General features: G+C 52.5%; 15 protein-coding genes and 3 tRNA genes. 9 read left to right on the top strand and 9 right to left on the bottom strand.

Features of this window, described 5'->3' with window-relative positions:
- Positions 1–15: 15 nt before the first annotated feature.
- Positions 16–1,218: a purine nucleoside transporter PunC gene (gene punC / locus ACQE3Z_RS06095; RefSeq protein WP_426972706.1), complete on the top strand. Its 1,203-nt coding sequence runs from the start codon at positions 16–18 to the stop codon at positions 1,216–1,218.
- A gap of 290 nt (positions 1,219–1,508) precedes the next feature.
- Positions 1,509–2,657, top strand: coding sequence for a cyclopropane fatty acyl phospholipid synthase (cfa, locus tag ACQE3Z_RS06100; protein WP_426972708.1), 1,149 nt, complete (start codon positions 1,509–1,511; stop codon positions 2,655–2,657).
- Between the two features lie 63 nt (positions 2,658–2,720).
- On the opposite strand, the gene ACQE3Z_RS06105 is transcribed toward cfa, so the two are convergent.
- A complete protein-coding gene (locus ACQE3Z_RS06105) occupies positions 2,721–3,368 on the bottom strand; it encodes a riboflavin synthase subunit alpha (RefSeq protein WP_426972709.1) in 648 nt (215 codons plus the stop codon).
- A 224-nt stretch (positions 3,369–3,592) separates the two neighbouring features.
- Between ACQE3Z_RS06105 and ACQE3Z_RS06110 the strand changes: the two genes are divergently transcribed.
- The 5 genes from ACQE3Z_RS06110 to pykF all read left to right on the top strand — a co-directional run bounded on the left by ACQE3Z_RS06110 (position 3,593) and on the right by pykF (position 7,348).
- Positions 3,593–4,966 (top strand): MATE family efflux transporter, encoded by a 1,374-nt coding sequence (locus tag ACQE3Z_RS06110; protein ID WP_426972711.1) that lies wholly within the window; start codon positions 3,593–3,595, stop codon positions 4,964–4,966.
- Between the two features lie 138 nt (positions 4,967–5,104).
- Positions 5,105–5,181: transfer RNA gene (locus ACQE3Z_RS06115), tRNA-Val, on the top strand.
- Positions 5,182–5,185: 4 nt separating this feature from the next.
- A tRNA-Val gene (locus ACQE3Z_RS06120) sits at positions 5,186–5,262 on the top strand.
- A gap of 11 nt (positions 5,263–5,273) precedes the next feature.
- Positions 5,274–5,350, top strand: a tRNA-Val gene (locus ACQE3Z_RS06125).
- A gap of 585 nt (positions 5,351–5,935) precedes the next feature.
- Complete coding sequence (gene pykF, locus ACQE3Z_RS06130; protein ID WP_250652579.1) at positions 5,936–7,348, top strand: pyruvate kinase PykF; 1,413 nt, start codon at positions 5,936–5,938, stop codon at positions 7,346–7,348.
- Between the two features lie 4 nt (positions 7,349–7,352).
- Here pykF and ACQE3Z_RS06135 read toward each other — a convergent pair whose 3' ends face one another.
- Positions 7,353–7,553: a hypothetical protein gene (locus ACQE3Z_RS06135; protein ID WP_426972712.1), complete on the bottom strand. Its 201-nt coding sequence runs from the start codon at positions 7,551–7,553 to the stop codon at positions 7,353–7,355.
- A 92-nt stretch (positions 7,554–7,645) separates the two neighbouring features.
- Here ACQE3Z_RS06135 and ACQE3Z_RS06140 point away from each other — a divergent pair, with 92 nt between their 5' ends.
- Entirely contained in the window at positions 7,646–7,882 is a 237-nt protein-coding gene (locus ACQE3Z_RS06140) for a major outer membrane lipoprotein (protein WP_002908860.1), read from the top strand.
- 79 nt (positions 7,883–7,961) lie between these two features.
- On the opposite strand, the gene ACQE3Z_RS06145 is transcribed toward ACQE3Z_RS06140, so the two are convergent.
- The 7 genes from ACQE3Z_RS06145 to sufA form a co-directional block, all read right to left on the bottom strand.
- Positions 7,962–8,981 (bottom strand): L,D-transpeptidase family protein, encoded by a 1,020-nt coding sequence (locus ACQE3Z_RS06145; RefSeq protein WP_426972714.1) that lies wholly within the window; start codon positions 8,979–8,981, stop codon positions 7,962–7,964.
- Positions 8,982–9,046: 65 nt separating this feature from the next.
- Positions 9,047–9,463 (bottom strand): cysteine desulfuration protein SufE, encoded by a 417-nt coding sequence (sufE, locus tag ACQE3Z_RS06150; protein ID WP_426972715.1) that lies wholly within the window; start codon positions 9,461–9,463, stop codon positions 9,047–9,049.
- Between the two features lie 27 nt (positions 9,464–9,490).
- Complete coding sequence (gene sufS / locus ACQE3Z_RS06155) at positions 9,491–10,714, bottom strand: cysteine desulfurase SufS (RefSeq protein WP_426972717.1); 1,224 nt, start codon at positions 10,712–10,714, stop codon at positions 9,491–9,493.
- Positions 10,711–11,991 (bottom strand): Fe-S cluster assembly protein SufD, encoded by a 1,281-nt coding sequence (gene sufD, locus ACQE3Z_RS06160; RefSeq protein WP_426972718.1) that lies wholly within the window; start codon positions 11,989–11,991, stop codon positions 10,711–10,713. Before sufD ends, sufS begins: the two co-directional genes overlap by 4 nt.
- Entirely contained in the window at positions 11,966–12,712 is a 747-nt protein-coding gene (gene sufC, locus ACQE3Z_RS06165; RefSeq protein ID WP_085071831.1) for a Fe-S cluster assembly ATPase SufC, read from the bottom strand. The genes sufD and sufC overlap by 26 nt, the downstream gene beginning before the upstream one ends.
- Positions 12,713–12,758: 46 nt before the next feature.
- A complete protein-coding gene (sufB, locus tag ACQE3Z_RS06170; protein WP_426972719.1) occupies positions 12,759–14,255 on the bottom strand; it encodes a Fe-S cluster assembly protein SufB in 1,497 nt (498 codons plus the stop codon).
- Between the two features lie 7 nt (positions 14,256–14,262).
- Positions 14,263–14,637 (bottom strand): Fe-S cluster assembly scaffold SufA, encoded by a 375-nt coding sequence (gene sufA, locus ACQE3Z_RS06175; RefSeq protein WP_426972720.1) that lies wholly within the window; start codon positions 14,635–14,637, stop codon positions 14,263–14,265.
- Positions 14,638–15,029: 392 nt separating this feature from the next.
- Here sufA and ACQE3Z_RS06180 point away from each other — a divergent pair, with 392 nt between their 5' ends.
- A complete protein-coding gene (locus tag ACQE3Z_RS06180; RefSeq protein WP_426972721.1) occupies positions 15,030–15,434 on the top strand; it encodes a hypothetical protein in 405 nt (134 codons plus the stop codon).

Here is a 15,434-nt window from a genome sequence, read left to right on the forward strand (position 1 = left end):
ATAAATGAGAAAGAGATGTCTGCTTCAAAAGGATTTATGCTCTATCTGGCGCTACTCAGCACGCTGGGTTTTCTGGCCACCGATATGTATCTGCCTGCATTTACTGCCATGCAGGCGAGTTTTCACACTTCCGCTGGCGTGATTAGTGCCAGCCTGACCGTTTTTTTAGGCGGCTTTGCCTGCGCTCAGCTTTTGTGGGGGCCGCTCTCCGATCGTTATGGTCGTCGGCCAATATTGCTGTTGGGCCTTACGCTGTTTGCGCTGGGCTGCGCAGGCATGCTGTGGGCGGATGCCACCTGGCAGATGTTGACCCTGCGCTTTATTCAGGCGGTGGGTGTCTGCGCGGCGGCGGTAAGCTGGCAGGCGCTGGTGGTTGATCGCTATCGGGGCGCACAGGCGAATCGGGTTTTTGCCACCATTATGCCACTGGTAGCCCTGTCGCCGGCGCTGGCGCCGCTGCTGGGCGCCTGGCTCCTCAGCCATTTTTCATGGCGCGCGATTTTTCTGGCGCTGTTTCTGGTTACGCTACCGCTGCTGTTCGCCACGGCAAACCTGAAAAAAACCGCGCCCGCTTCCGATCCATCGCGGCAACGCAGCGGTTTTTTCCGCCTGCTGACGTCTCGTATTTATAGCGGCAACGTGCTGATTTATGCTGCCTGTTCCGCCAGCTTTTTCGCCTGGCTGACCGGTTCGCCCTTTATTCTGCACGATCTTGGCCTCACGCCTGCCGATATTGGCCTGAGCTATCTTCCGCAAACCGTCGCGTTTCTGGCCGGCGGCTTTGGCTGCCGTTCGGCGCTGCAGCGCCGTAGCGGTCGTACGCTCCTGCCCTTCCTGCTGGTTTTTTACGCGCTAAGCGTTGCGGCGCTGTTTATGGTATCGATTAGCGGTCAGGTTACGCTCTGGGGTTTATTGATTCCTTTTTGCGGCATGGCGCTGGCAAATGGCGCGATTTATCCCATCGTGGTGGCTAACGCCCTGCTGCCTTTTCCGGATGACACAGGTAAAGCGGCAGCGCTGCAGAACTGTTTACAGCTGGGTCTCTGTTTTTTCGCCAGCCTGGCCGTCTCATCCTGGCTGACTCATCCATTATTGACCACCAGCACGGTTATGCTGTCGACCATTCTGCTGGTGGTGGTGGGTTACGCTTTACAGTACGTTGCGCGCCACAGCGCTGCGGACACAAAAAAGAGCGCCAGCGCTGATCTTAGCGATTAAACCTCGCGGCTTCAGGCATAGTTAGCAACCTAACTATTAGCCGTTGTATATTGCCTTGCGGGAGCATATACTCCTTGCAAGGCAGTGACTTATAATAATCAGCGTGTTTTTTCCCGGTCATCCTGCGCTTTTCAGGCGACAATGTCGTGCCTGGCCGGGCTTTCATTCAGTTTCAATCCTCTGTTTAACGTCGGATATCTGGCACACGGTCTTCCGTGAGATTTCTCACAATCCTGAGAAATTGACTATTCTCTTTCTCAGGTTCGTATCACACAGGTGATGGAGAAGCTATGAGTTCATCGTGCATAGAAGAAGTGAACCTGGAGGAAAACCATTGGTATCGTATCGTCCATGAAATGCTGGAGATGGCTGATATTGAAATCAACGGTAACCGCCCCTGGGATATTCAGGTAAAGAATCCTGACTTTTTTAAACGGGTTTTACAGGAGGGATCCCTTGGCCTGGGCGAAAGTTATATGGACGCCTGGTGGGATTGCGAACGCCTTGATATGTTTTTCCATCGCGTGCTGAAACACAAATTGGATCAACAACTCCCTCATCATTTTAAAGATACCTTGCGGATTGCAGCAGCGCGCCTGACCAATCTACAGTCAAAAAAACGCGCCTGGATGGTAGGCAAGGAGCACTACGATTTAGGCAACGATCTTTTTTCGCTGATGCTTGATCCCTTCATGCAATACTCTTGCGGCTACTGGAAAACCGCCCAAACGCTGGAAGAGGCGCAGCAGGCGAAGCTAAAAATGATCTGCGGAAAGCTTGCGCTGAAACCGGGCATGAAGCTGCTGGATATTGGCTGCGGCTGGGGCGGGCTGGCTGAGTTTGCCGCGCGTCATTATGGCGTCACGGTTGATGGCGTCACGATTTCTGCCGAACAGCAGAAAATGGCCCAGCTGCGCTGCGAAGGGCTGGACGTGAACATTTTGCTGCAGGATTACCGCGACTTAGATAACCAGTACGATCGGATCGTTTCGGTCGGCATGTTTGAGCATGTTGGCCCTAAAAACTATGCCACCTATTTCAACGTGGTCGATCGCAATCTCAAACCGGATGGTCTGTTCCTGCTGCATACCATTGGCGCGATTAAAACCAATATGGATGTTGATCCCTGGATTGATAAATATATTTTCCCCAATGGCTGTTTGCCGTCGGTACGTCATATTGCCGAAGCCAGCGAACCGCATTTTATTATGGAAGACTGGCATAATTTTGGCGCTGATTACGATACTACGTTAATGGCATGGTATGAGCGTTTTCTCGCGGCGTGGCCACAGCTTGCGGAGAAATATGGCGAGCGTTTTAAACGCATGTTCACCTATTACCTTAACGCCTGTGCTGGCGCGTTTCGTGCACGTGATATTCAGCTATGGCAGGTGCTATTTAGTCGCGGCATCGAAGGCGGATTACGCGTACCCCATTAACGGTATGCCGGGCAAATAAAAAAACAGGCAACCCGGTTGCCTGTTTTTTTATGGTGTGCCAGCTTATTCCGCGTTGTTTTGCAGCCTGGTCGCCAGCGCCGCATCACGTTGCGCCAGTACGCGTTCCACCGTATCCACAATCGCCTGCGTATGCGGATCGATTTCAATATTGACCCGCTGCCCCAGCCTTTTTGCGCCCAGCGTGGTACGCATCAACGTCTCAGGAATAAGATGGACGCAAAATTTAGTTTTAGTGACATCGCCTACGGTCAGGCTGATACCATCAATGCCGATAAAACCTTTGTGAAGGATATATTTCAGTAGCGTACTGTCCTGCGGTTTAAACCAGATCTCACGGTTATTTTCCGCATTAATGATTTTGCTGATTTCTGCCGTGGTCATAATATGACCGGACATCAAATGACCGCCAATTTCGTCGCTAAACTTCGCCGCGCGTTCAATATTTACCGTATCGCCCGGCTGCAAATCGCCAAGATTAGTAATGCGTAACGTCTCTTTTACCAAATCGAAGCTGACCCGATCGCCATTAATTTCCGTTACGGTCAGACAGCAACCGTTATGCGCTACCGACGCGCCCAGCTCCAAACCCGGTAATAACGCCTGCGGCATTTTAACAATATGAGTGCGAAAGTTAGTTTTTTCTTCAATGGCAACCACCTCTGCGGTGCCCTGCACAATTCCGGTAAACATAGATCGGCCTCAGTGAGTTTTTGCTGATATTAACATACTCTCCAACGCAGAGCAGGCCGGCAGAAGCGTGAAAAGCGCCACCCCGGTACCATAAAATGCGGTTTCCTTCACCGTCTGATGTGGTTATGATCCTGCACCAGCGTTGTGCATCATTATCTATTCTTAATTATCCTGTTCCTCTGGACACTATCTATCCATTTCTTAAAACATAAAAAGGTGTATACGTGCAGAAGTATGTGACAGAAGCGCGTCAATTACTGGCTCTTGCCATTCCGGTTATTCTGGCGCAGGTTGCGCAAACAGCTATGGGTTTTGTCGATACCATTATGGCGGGATCGGTTAGCGCGACCGATATGGCCGCCGTTGCAGTCGGCACCTCAATCTGGCTGCCCGCTATCCTGTTTGGTCACGGACTTATTTTAGCCTTAACGCCGGTGGTGGCGCAGCTTAACGGTTCCGGACATCGTGAACGCATCGCCAGTCAGGTGCGTCAGGCTTACTGGCTGGCGGCGATGGTCTCGGTGCTGATTATGATTGTGCTGTGGAATGCCGGTTATATGATCCATGCAATGCACGATATTGATCCCGCTTTAGCTGATAAGGCGGTGGGTTATCTGCGTGCGCTGCTGTGGGGCGCGCCGGGCTATCTGTTTTTTCAGGTCGCCCGTAACCAGTGCGAAGGATTATCAAAAACCAAACCCGGCATGGTGATGGGCTTTATCGGTTTACTGGTCAATATTCCGGTTAACTACGTGTTTATTTATGGCCATCTGGGCATGCCCGCCTTAGGCGGGGTTGGCTGTGGTGTTGCAACGGCATCGGTTTACTGGGTGATGTTTATCATTATGCGGTTGTGGGTGCGTCGGGCGCGCTCCATGCGCGATATTACCCTGCCCGGCTACTTCAGCGCCCCAGACTGGACGATTCTGTCGCGGCTAACCCGTCTCGGCCTGCCGGTTGCGCTGGCGCTGTTTTTTGAAGTTACCCTGTTTGCCGTGGTCGCCCTACTGGTTTCTCCACTGGGCATCGTTAATGTTGCCGGTCATCAGATTGCGCTTAACTTTAGTTCATTGATGTTCGTCCTTCCGCTTTCGCTGGGGGTAGCAACAACCATTCGCGTCGGCTTCCGCCTTGGGCAGGGTTCGGTCGATGCGGCAAAAGTCGCGGCCTGGGCCGGTCAGGGCGTGGGCATCATGATGGCTGCCGCGACGGCATTGTTTACGGTTACCTTCAGAGAGCAGATTGCCCTGCTCTATAATGATAATCCGCAGGTCGTTGCGCTGGCCGCGCAGCTCATGATGCTGGCCGCCCTCTATCAGTTCTCTGATTCCATTCAGGTGATCGGCAGCGGTATCTTGCGTGGTTATAAGGATACGCGCTCGATCTTCTTTATTACGCTGGTGGCTTACTGGGTGGTTGGCTTACCCAGCGGCTATCTGCTGGCGCTGACCGACTGGATTGTGCCGCCTATGGGCCCGGCAGGCTTCTGGTGCGGTTTTATTCTTGGGTTAACCTCAGCGGCAGTAATGATGCTGTGGCGCATTCGCCGACTGCAAAAATTACCGGCTGAACTGATCCTGAGCCGTGCGGCGCATTAAGTTAAACGCCCGCCGCGTCTAAAAAAACGGCGGGTCGCACAGTTGATGGGCAGTTGCGCAGAAAATTGCATGTTTCTGCTTGCCAGCGGTGAGCAGTGTCGCTAATATTCGTCCCCGCCGTCACCCAAGACGGCAGATGCGTTCTTAGCTCAGTTGGTTAGAGCACCACCTTGACATGGTGGGGGTCGATGGTTCGAGTCCATTAGAACGCACCAAAGTGCGTCCGTAGCTCAGTTGGTTAGAGCACCACCTTGACATGGTGGGGGTCGGTGGTTCGAGTCCACTCGGACGCACCAAAAATTACGCTGCGTTCTTAGCTCAGTTGGTTAGAGCACCACCTTGACATGGTGGGGGTCGATGGTTCGAGTCCATTAGAACGCACCACTCTCTTGTATTCTCCCTTTTCTCTGTTTCTCTCATCAGCCTTGTTCTGTTTACGCCGGTTTTTTATCTGTACGGCCTACAGCAGGTGTAATTTTATTCATAATTTATCCCGTTAAAAAAAGTTTTTTATCAGCCAATTCTGCCTTAATAAAAATCCGCCATATCAGAACTTTCCTGGTATACAACCGGCATTCTGTCTGGATGCCCGAGACGATCGCTATCGCTAATTCCGCCCCGCGCAAAGGCAAAATACAGTTGCCGCAACGTCACTTTCCTTGATCTTGCACCAGCTGCTTCCACCCTTTTTGATTGGTTTTCGTATACTTAGCGTCTATACTATCCTTCGGTGTTTCACTTGAATGGTTTCAGCCAATTGACGTGCCCTTACCTACACTCACAACCAGTTGCGCAACTCGCCCACAGGGGCCACGGAACATCATCGCTCAACTTCCTCTGCACGCTTCATATCTGTCACCTATTCTTAGTTTGTATCGCAGTCCGCTCACTGAGCATGAATATTTCCCCGATGCACCAGGCATCGACCTCAAACCTTAATCATCCATCACAACTTACAGATAACTTGTCATGAAAAAGACCAAGATCGTTTGTACCATCGGCCCGAAAACTGAATCAGAAGAGATGCTAACCAACCTGCTGGAAGCGGGCATGAATGTTATGCGTCTGAATTTCTCTCACGGTGACTACGAAGAGCATGGTCGTCGTATCGCCAATATCCGCGCGGTTATGCAAAAAACGGGTCATCAGGCAGCTATCCTGCTGGATACCAAAGGTCCGGAAATTCGCACCATGAAACTGGAAGGCGGTAACGATGTTTCGCTGAAAGCGGGCCAGACGTTCACCTTCACCACCGATCAGTCCGTGATTGGCAACAGCGAGCGCGTTGCCGTGACTTACGCTGGTTTTGCTGCCGATCTGAAAATCGGTAATACCGTACTGGTCGACGATGGCCTGATCGGTATGGAAGTCACTGAAGTCACTGAAAACAGCGTGGTTTGTACCGTGCTGAACAATGGCGATCTGGGTGAAAACAAAGGCGTTAACCTGCCGGGCGTTTCCATTCAGCTGCCTGCGCTGGCTGAGAAAGATAAACGCGATCTGATTTTCGGTTGCGAACAGGGTGTGGATTTCGTTGCAGCCTCCTTTATTCGTAAGCGTTCAGACGTGCTGGAAATTCGTGAGCATCTGAAAAAGCACGGCGGCGAGCATATCCAGATCATCTCTAAAATTGAGAACCAGGAAGGCCTCAATAACTTTGATGAGATCCTGGATGCTTCTGACGGCATCATGGTTGCCCGTGGCGACCTTGGCGTAGAAATCCCGGTTGAAGAGGTGATTTTCGCGCAGAAAATGATGATCAAGAAATGTAATAAAGCACGCAAAGTGGTTATCACCGCCACTCAGATGCTTGATTCCATGATCAAAAACCCACGCCCTACCCGTGCGGAAGCCGGCGACGTGGCGAACGCCATTCTTGACGGTACCGATGCGGTCATGCTCTCTGGTGAAAGTGCTAAAGGTAAATACCCGCTGGAATCGGTACGCATTATGGCGACCATCTGCGAACGTACCGATCGCGTAATGAAATCACGCATTGATACGCTGAACGACAACCGCAAACTGCGTATCACCGAAGCGGTATGTCGCGGCGCAGTTGAGACCGCTGAGAAACTGGAAGCCCCGTTGATTGTGGTTGCGACCGAAGGCGGTAAATCCGCGAAGTCGGTGCGTAAGTACTTCCCTGATGCCACCATTCTGGCGTTAACCACCAATGAAATCACTGCACGCCAGCTGCTGCTGAGCAAAGGCATTGAAGCGCGCGTGGTGAATGAGATCGCCTCTACCGATGATTTCTACCGTATTGGTAAAGAAATCGCGCTGGAGAGCGGTTACGGCCAGAAAGGTGATGTGGTGGTAATGGTCTCAGGTGCCCTGGTACCAAGCGGAACAACAAATACTGCTTCTGTACATGTACTGTAAATAATCACAGCCCTGCAGATAAAAGCGCCGTAAGGCGCTTTTTTATTTTGTCGTAACGGTTATTTCCAAAAATTCCAATTGAAAATAACAATAAAATCTGCCTTTCAGGCAAGATAAAATCAATTAAATCTGACTGTTTTAACTTATTTTTTGGCATTATTGGCTTAACAGATGTTTCTTTGAGCGAACGAGTAAAAATAAGCATGTTCTCATCAAAAATTTATTCTCATACCAAAAAACTTTGTGTAATACTTGTAACGCTACATGGAGATTAACTCAATCTAGAGGGTATAAATAATGAATCGTACTAAACTGGTACTGGGCGCGGTAATTCTGGGTTCAACTCTGCTGGCTGGTTGCTCCAGCAATGCTAAAATCGACCAGCTGTCAAGCGACGTTCAGACTCTGAACGCGAAAGTTGACCAGCTGAGCAACGACGTGAACGCAATGCGTTCTGACGTACAGGCTGCTAAAGATGACGCAGCTCGTGCTAACCAGCGTCTGGACAACCAGGCTCATTCTTACCGTAAGTAAGAGTACTGGTGTAATAAAAATGGTGCCCAATGGGCACCATTTTTTTTGTGCTTTCTGAACAGCCCGCTGTAAGTGCCTCTCAGCTTTTCCCCATCGTAGCGTTCTCTTGACCCGTCTCATGCTCCTGCGCGCTTTCCAGTGCATTCTGCGGCGCTATCTGGTCATGGTTTACCGCTTCGCCAAGGTTAACCAGTACCGGCATGCCTGAACGTCGTTTTAACGCCGCCTCGATGATCGCTTTATCGCTCTCGCTGCTGTTGATAAAACGCTTCAGCGCTTTGCTAAGCGGCAGCGGCATTGTTTGTGGGTCATCCTGCTCATTACGCGATAACGGCTGATGTACTTCAATATAGCGCTTACCGTCGGGTTCAATAGCGTACTTCACCGGTTGGTTGACAATCTGCACCCGCGTATTCTCCGACACGCTGTTAAACAGGGTCTCGATATCATCAGGCCGCAGACGAATACAGCCTGAGCTGACGCGCATGCCAATGCCGAAATCAGCGTTAGTGCCGTGAATCAGATAGTGACCGCTACCCCAGGCCAGACGCAGCGCAAACAGTCCCATTGGATTATCAGGCCCGGCGGGAAACACGGCTGGCAGTTTCACCCCTTCCTGCGCGTAGCGCTTGCGGATATTGGGGGTTGGCGTCCAGGTTGGGCCAGGAATTTTTTGGCTAATGCGGGTAACCATCGAAGGGGTCATAATCCCCTGCTGGCCGATGCCGATCGGATAGACAATCACCTTGTTTTCCCCTTTCGGATAGTAATAAAGACGCAGCTCCGCCAGATTGACCACGATGCCCTCGCGTTTGGTATCGGGCAGCAGCATCTGATGAGGGATGGTAAGCTCGCTGCCTGCGGCAGGCAGCCAGGGATCGGTACCGGGATTCGCTTCCAGCATATTTAACAGACCGACCTGATAGCGCGCGGCAATCGACTCCAGCGGCCGCTTATCGTTCGGCACCTGCGCCGTGGTGTTTTCGCCAATCAGGCGGCTGTTTTCGGCAGGCAAAGGATATTCAGTGGCGCTGACCAGGCGCGGTACAAAGAGCGCGGCGCATATCAACCAGCCGGCAAAAGGAAGGTGAGCGTTCATGTAGGCTTCTCTCGTGATGAATAACGCACCCCGCTAACCGTAACGGGGTGTGAGAGAAGTGTAGCTTAGCAGAGCCTCTGCGCGCGGGCGCGGATAGTGCGGATCATGGCTTCCAGCCCCTGAGAACGGGACGGAGTAAGGTGCTGCGTTAATGCCAGTTGTTCAAACCAGGGACGCACATCAAATTCTACAATCTGCTGCGGCGTCATGCCCTGATAAAGACTAAATACAATCGCAATCAAGCCTTTAACAATGGCCGCATCGCTATCGCCCAGCAGTTCGACGGTACCGTCGGTGCCCTGCTGCATGACAATCCAGACCTGGCTCTGACAGCCGGAAACGCTGTATTCCGGCTGGTGGAAGGAATCAGACAATTCTGGCAGCTTCCCTCCCAGTTCAATCACATACAGGTACTTCTCTTCCCAGTTGGCGCAGCGATTAAAATTGCGCACCAGCTTCTCTTTCTCTGGCAGTATCGCCATTCCTTCCTCCCTTGCCCGCCGGATGGCTTAGCCTCCCAGCAAGCGATGAATACGTGTCAGCCCAGCGGCAAGCCGATCGGCCTCTTCTTCGCTATTATACATGGCGAACGATGCGCGACACATAGCAGGAACGCCATAGTGCTTCATCAGTGGCATTGCGCAGTGGTGACCGGTACGAATAGCAATCCCGTACTGATCGAGGAAACTGCCCACATCATAGGCGTGATGGTTGCCAAGATTGAATGCGATCACCCCGGCGCGCGTCTGCGGCCCGTAAATGGTCAGCTCAGGTACCGACGCCAGCTTATCCAGCGCATAACGCATCAGCGCCTGTTCACGGGCCTGAATATTATCCAGCCCCAGCGCTTCCACATAGGCGAGCGCAGCGCCCAGTCCAATAATACCGCCGGTATTAGGCGTGCCCGCCTCGAGGCTCCAGGGCGCTTTGGCGTAGGTTGTGCCTTCCGGCAGCACCACGTGCTCAATCATCGCGCCGCCGCCTTCCCACGGTGGCAGCGCTGACAGCTGCGCATAGCGGCCATACAGAATACCAATGCCGGTCGGCCCGTAGATTTTATGCCCGGAGAACAGATAGAAGTCGCAGTCAATGTCCTGCACATCTACCCGCTGGTGCATCACGGCCTGCGCGCCATCCACCAGCGTCACCAGCCCTGCCGCTTTCGCCTGCGCAACCAGCTCTTTAACCGGGTTAACGGTGCCCAGCACGTTGGAAACGTGCGTCACCGCCAGCAAACGCGTTTTACTGTCAATCAGCGAAGCGAGCTGCGAGCTATCCAGCTCCCCATCCGCCGTCAGCGGCAATACACGAATGGTAGCGCCGGTACGGGCAGCCACCATCTGCCACGGCACGATATTCGCGTGATGCTCCATAGCAGTGATAATAATATTGTCGCCTGGCTGCAGCTGACTGCCGCCCCAGCTGTGGGCGACCAGATTGATGCCTTCTGTGGTGCCTTTAACGAAAACAATCTCTTCCGGCGAGGCAGCATTAAGAAAACGCGCCGCCTGGGCGCGCACGTTTTCCATATCCGTCGTGGCGGCAGCGCTGAGGGTATGGATCCCTCGGTGAACCGCCGCATAGCCGTGCTGGTAGAAATGACTTTCCGCGTTAATCACCGCCAGCGGTTTTTGCGCGCTGGCCGCGCTGTCAAGGTAGGCCAACGGCTGTCCGTTGACCTCGCGTGCCAGAATCGGGAAATCGGCCCTGACGCGTGCGAGATCAAAACTCATTGAATGCCTCCGGGAAAACGTTGCGCGATGCGCTGCTGAACAAAATCTTTCAGCGTTTCATCGTCAATCGCTTCTGTAAGTTCCGCAGCAAAGGCGTAGACGATCATACGTTGCGCCGCTTCTTCGCTAATGCCGCGCGCGCGCAGGTAGAACATCTGTTCTTCGTCAATGCGTCCCACGGTAGCGCCATGGCTGCATTTAACGTCATCGGCATAGATTTCCAGCTGCGGCTTGGTATCCACTTCCGCCAGACGCCCCAACAGCAGGTTGTTGTTGGTCATCTGACCATCCGTTTTCAGCGCATGCTGAGCCACCTTGATCATGCCGTTAAATACCGCACGGGCGCGATCGCGCACGATGGTTTTATGCAGCTGACGGCTCTGACAGTAGCCTTTGTTGTGCTCAAGGTAAGTGCGGGTATCGCATACCTCTTTGTCTACCGGCAGCACCAGGCTGTTGATAGAGAGGTCGCTATTTTCGCCGTTCAGCTGCGCGCTGGTATTGTGACGACTCAGGCCAGCGCCCAGCAGGAAGCTGTGGCTGCTGACGCGCGCATCGCGCCCGGTCACGATATCGTTATGCGCAAAATGGAAGCTGGCGGCATTCTCAAACGAAAGTTTGGTATGCGTCAGCTGTGCATTGTCACCAACCGTCATGGTCAGACGAGCGCCGGTAAAATGCGGCTGCGCATCCAGGCTAACGTAATGTTCAATTACCTGCGCTTCAGCACCCTCATCAATCTGCAAATGATGACGGTAATGCACCGTATTCAGCTGCTGTTCTGCCCGACCGCTGCTGATATGCAGCAAATAGAGCGGACGTGCAGCCGCTTTGCCACGCGGCAGGCGCAGCATGGTCGCCTGCTCGGCCAGGCTCTCGGTCAGGTGCAGAAACACCTCCGGCTGCACGGGAGTGGCGAAATTGCGTCTTTCCGCCGCGCTGGCTACCTGCACCTCAAAATGATCGAACTGAGTATCGCTCAGCGCAGCATTAAAATGCCCGTCAACAAACACCAGGCGCACTGCGTCCAGCGGCAGCGCCAGGCGAGTAACATCTTCAGCCGTGAGCGCGGACGCTTCAGGCAATACAAACTGCTGGCTGAGCAGCTCGTCCAGCGGCGTATATTTCCAGTTTTCATGCTTGCGGGTCGGCAATCCCAGCCGCATCAGCTGCTGCCAGTGCTGCTGTGCCTGTAGCGAGCGCACGTCGCCGCGCGACTCAAACAGATGGTGCCACTGCTGCAGCGCGTTTTCACTCCTGGTCGGTAAGCCAGCCATAGCCTTGCTCCTCCAGCTGTTTAACCAGCGTAAAGTCGCCAGATTTCACAATTTTGCCCTGATAAAGCACATGAACATAGTCCGGCTTGATATAGTCCAGAATACGCTGATAGTGCGTAACAATAATAAAGGCGCGTTTGCCATCTCGCAGCGAGTTCACGCCGTTAGAGACAATTTTCAACGCATCGATGTCCAGACCGGAGTCGGTTTCATCCAGAATGCACAGGTCCGGCTCCAGCGCCGCCATCTGCAGAATATCGTTACGTTTCTTTTCGCCGCCGGAAAAGCCAACGTTAACCGAGCGGGTCAACAAATCTTCCGGCATTTTCAGCAGTTCGATTTTTTCTTCGATAAAGTCCTGAAAATCGAAACGGTCCAGCTCTTCCTGTTGACGATATTTACGTACCGCATTAACAGCGGTTTGCAGGAAAAACTGATTGCTGACGCCGGGGATTTCCACCGGATACTGGAAAGCCATAAAGATGCCTTCGCCCGCGCGATCTTCCGGCGACAGCTCCAGCAGATCTTTACCTTTGAAATCCACCGAGCCGCCAACCACTTCATACTCTTCGCGACCTGCCAGAGTCGCGGAAAGCGTGCTCTTACCGGAGCCGTTAGGTCCCATGATCGCATGAACTTCACCCGGCTTTATTTCAAGATCGAGTCCGCGCAGAATGGCCTTATCTTCGATGTTTACCTGTAAATCTTTAATGCTTAACATGTTTTATCCTTCGCTTGCCCACAGGCAACGATGCATCGCGCTGGCATTAGCCAACGCTGTGTTCCAGACTAATGGCCAACAGCTTTTGCGCCTCAACGGCAAATTCCAGCGGCAGTTCAGAGAAGACATCTTTACAGAAACCATTAACAATCATGGAGATCGCATCCTCTTCGCTGATCCCACGCTGCAGGCAGTAGAAAAGCTGATCTTCGCCAATACGTGAGGTGGTGGCTTCATGCTCCAGCTGCGCGGTGTTGTTACGCGTCTCAACATACGGGAAGGTATGCGCCCCGCAGTCCGGGCCTATCAGCATGGAATCACACTGGGTAAAGTTACGCGCGTTGGTGGCGGTTGGCATAATCTTTACCAGTCCACGATAGGTGTTCTGGCTCTTACCGGCGGAGATCCCTTTGGAGATGATGGTCGATTTGGTGTTTTTACCAATATGGATCATCTTGGTGCCGGTATCCGCCTGCTGGCGACCGCTGGTCAGCGCGACAGAATAGAACTCACCGATAGAGTTATCGCCGCGCAGGATCACGCTTGGATATTTCCAGGTAATTGCAGAGCCGGTTTCCGATTGCGTCCAGGACATTTTGCTGCCCTCGCCTTCGCACAGCGCGCGCTTGGTCACAAAGTTCAGAATACCGCCTTCCCCTTCGCCGCCCGGGAACCAGTTCTGTACCGTAGAGTATTTCACTTCGGCGTTTTTATGAATGATCACTTCCACCACCGCCGCATGCAGCTGATAGGTGTCACGTACCGGCGCGGAGCAGCCCTCGATATAGCTGACGTAGCTCTCTTCATCAGCGATCAGAATTGTGCGCTCGAATTGTCCGGTTTTCGCCGCGTTGATGCGGAAATAGGTGGAAAGCTCCATCGGGCAGCGCACCCCTTTCGGGATATAAACAAAGGTGCCGTCTGAGGCCACAGCCGAGTTCAGCGCGGCAAAGAAGTTATCGTTATGCGGCACCACGGTACCAAGATATTTCTTTACCAGTTCCGGATGTTCCTGAATAGCTTCGCCAAATGAGCAGAAAATAATGCCCTGCTCCGCCAGTTTATGGCGATAGGTGGTGGCTACCGATACCGAGTCAAAAATGGCGTCGACCGCCACCTCTTTCCCTTCACGCACCGGTACGCCGAGCTGTTCGAACGCTTTTTCGACTTCCTGCGTCAGGTAGCTGCTGCTTGCCTGACCGCCGGAGGTTTGCTGCGCACCCGGCTCTGACGCACAGCTGTCATCGCAGTTGCCGCAGGAAGGCGCCGAGTAATAGCTGTAATCCTGATAATCCAGCTTGTCGTAATGGGCTTTCAGCCAGTGCGGCTCTTCCATTTGCAGCCAGGCTTCATAGGCTTTCAGGCGGAACTCCAGCATCCACTCCGGCTCGTTGCGCTTCGCGGAAATGGCACGCACCACCTCTTCGCTGATGCCGTGCGCCAGCTCATCGGTTTGCAGTTGGGTAAAGAAGCCTTCTTTATAATTTTTGCGGCCGCCTTCCCAGATTTGTACGTCGTCTGATGCTTCACTGTTTCGGGACATAGCACTATTACTCAACGCCAAAGCTCTCACCACAACCGCAGGCGTGTTGAGCTTTAGGATTATTAAATTTAAATACCTGATTCAGGCCTTCGCGAACGAAATCTACCTGCGTACCGTCAATAAGGGGCATCGCCTGAAGCGGCACGTACAGCGTTGCGCCCTGATGAGTAAACAGCAGATCGTCTGCTACAGGCTCTTTCACCAGGTCCATGGTATAGCCGAACCCCGCACAGCCGGACTGTTTTACGCCCAGCCGGAGTCCTAACACTTGCGGATCGTTAGCGGTAAGCGCCTTGATTTGCTGCGCTGCGCTGTCAGTAAGGGTCAAACCCTTCCAGATAAAATCATCTGGAGAGAAAGAGGCCGGATTTGCAGATTGCATTGTTTATTACCTCGCGATGCGATGCCTTACAGGCTTATCCCACTATGTTAGTGATAATGATAATTGCTTCAACCTCTTGTTTTGCAGGGATAAGCGCAAAATTGACGTTTTAAGGCCCATTAACTAAGGATAGTCCCTGCCAGACCAGATTGCGCAGACCATCATAACGCGCCTGTTGGTGGGGAATAATATTTTAAAATCATTCATTTAAAAAGTGCTACCTGAGTTAACCTGCTCCACCAGCTATTTTACGCTTGTATAAGAAGGTTGGGATTGCTATTGCCGATTTTATCAACAGGAAGCATTAATCGATAAATTCTTCCGCCGCGCCATTGCAACCTGCAGCAATTTTATTATGATAATGATTATCATTAACACATCTCAGGTAAAGCATGAACCTCTCCGTTAATGCCTGGCTACAGCATAAAATCGATGAATATAAATTTGCCGTGCGTGATATGACGGTGGATTTTTATCTGGCGCAGGCCAAACTGAACCGTCCCGATTGCTCCCTCGATCAGCTTCGTAATTTCAATGATACCTGTTTAGATATGGCCGAACTCTGCCAGCTCAATGGCGATGAGCAAAGTTATCTTCATGCGCTGGGAAAACTTCATCATCGGCTGCTGCAGGAGGTGAACAATAGCCAACGGGAACGGCTGTTCCGTATGCAGGCGTGCCAGCTGGCACGCCATACGCTGACTAAACTCTGCCAGCACCTGACAATGAGCGGTGACTGGGAAAAGGCCACCGTTCTGCAAAGCGATTTCGTCAGGCATGCTGGCTGGATCTGGTAA

The sequence above is a fragment of the Pantoea sp. FN0307 genome, from assembly GCF_050113815.1.
GTDB classification, from domain to species: domain Bacteria; phylum Pseudomonadota; class Gammaproteobacteria; order Enterobacterales; family Enterobacteriaceae; genus Mixta; species Mixta alhagi.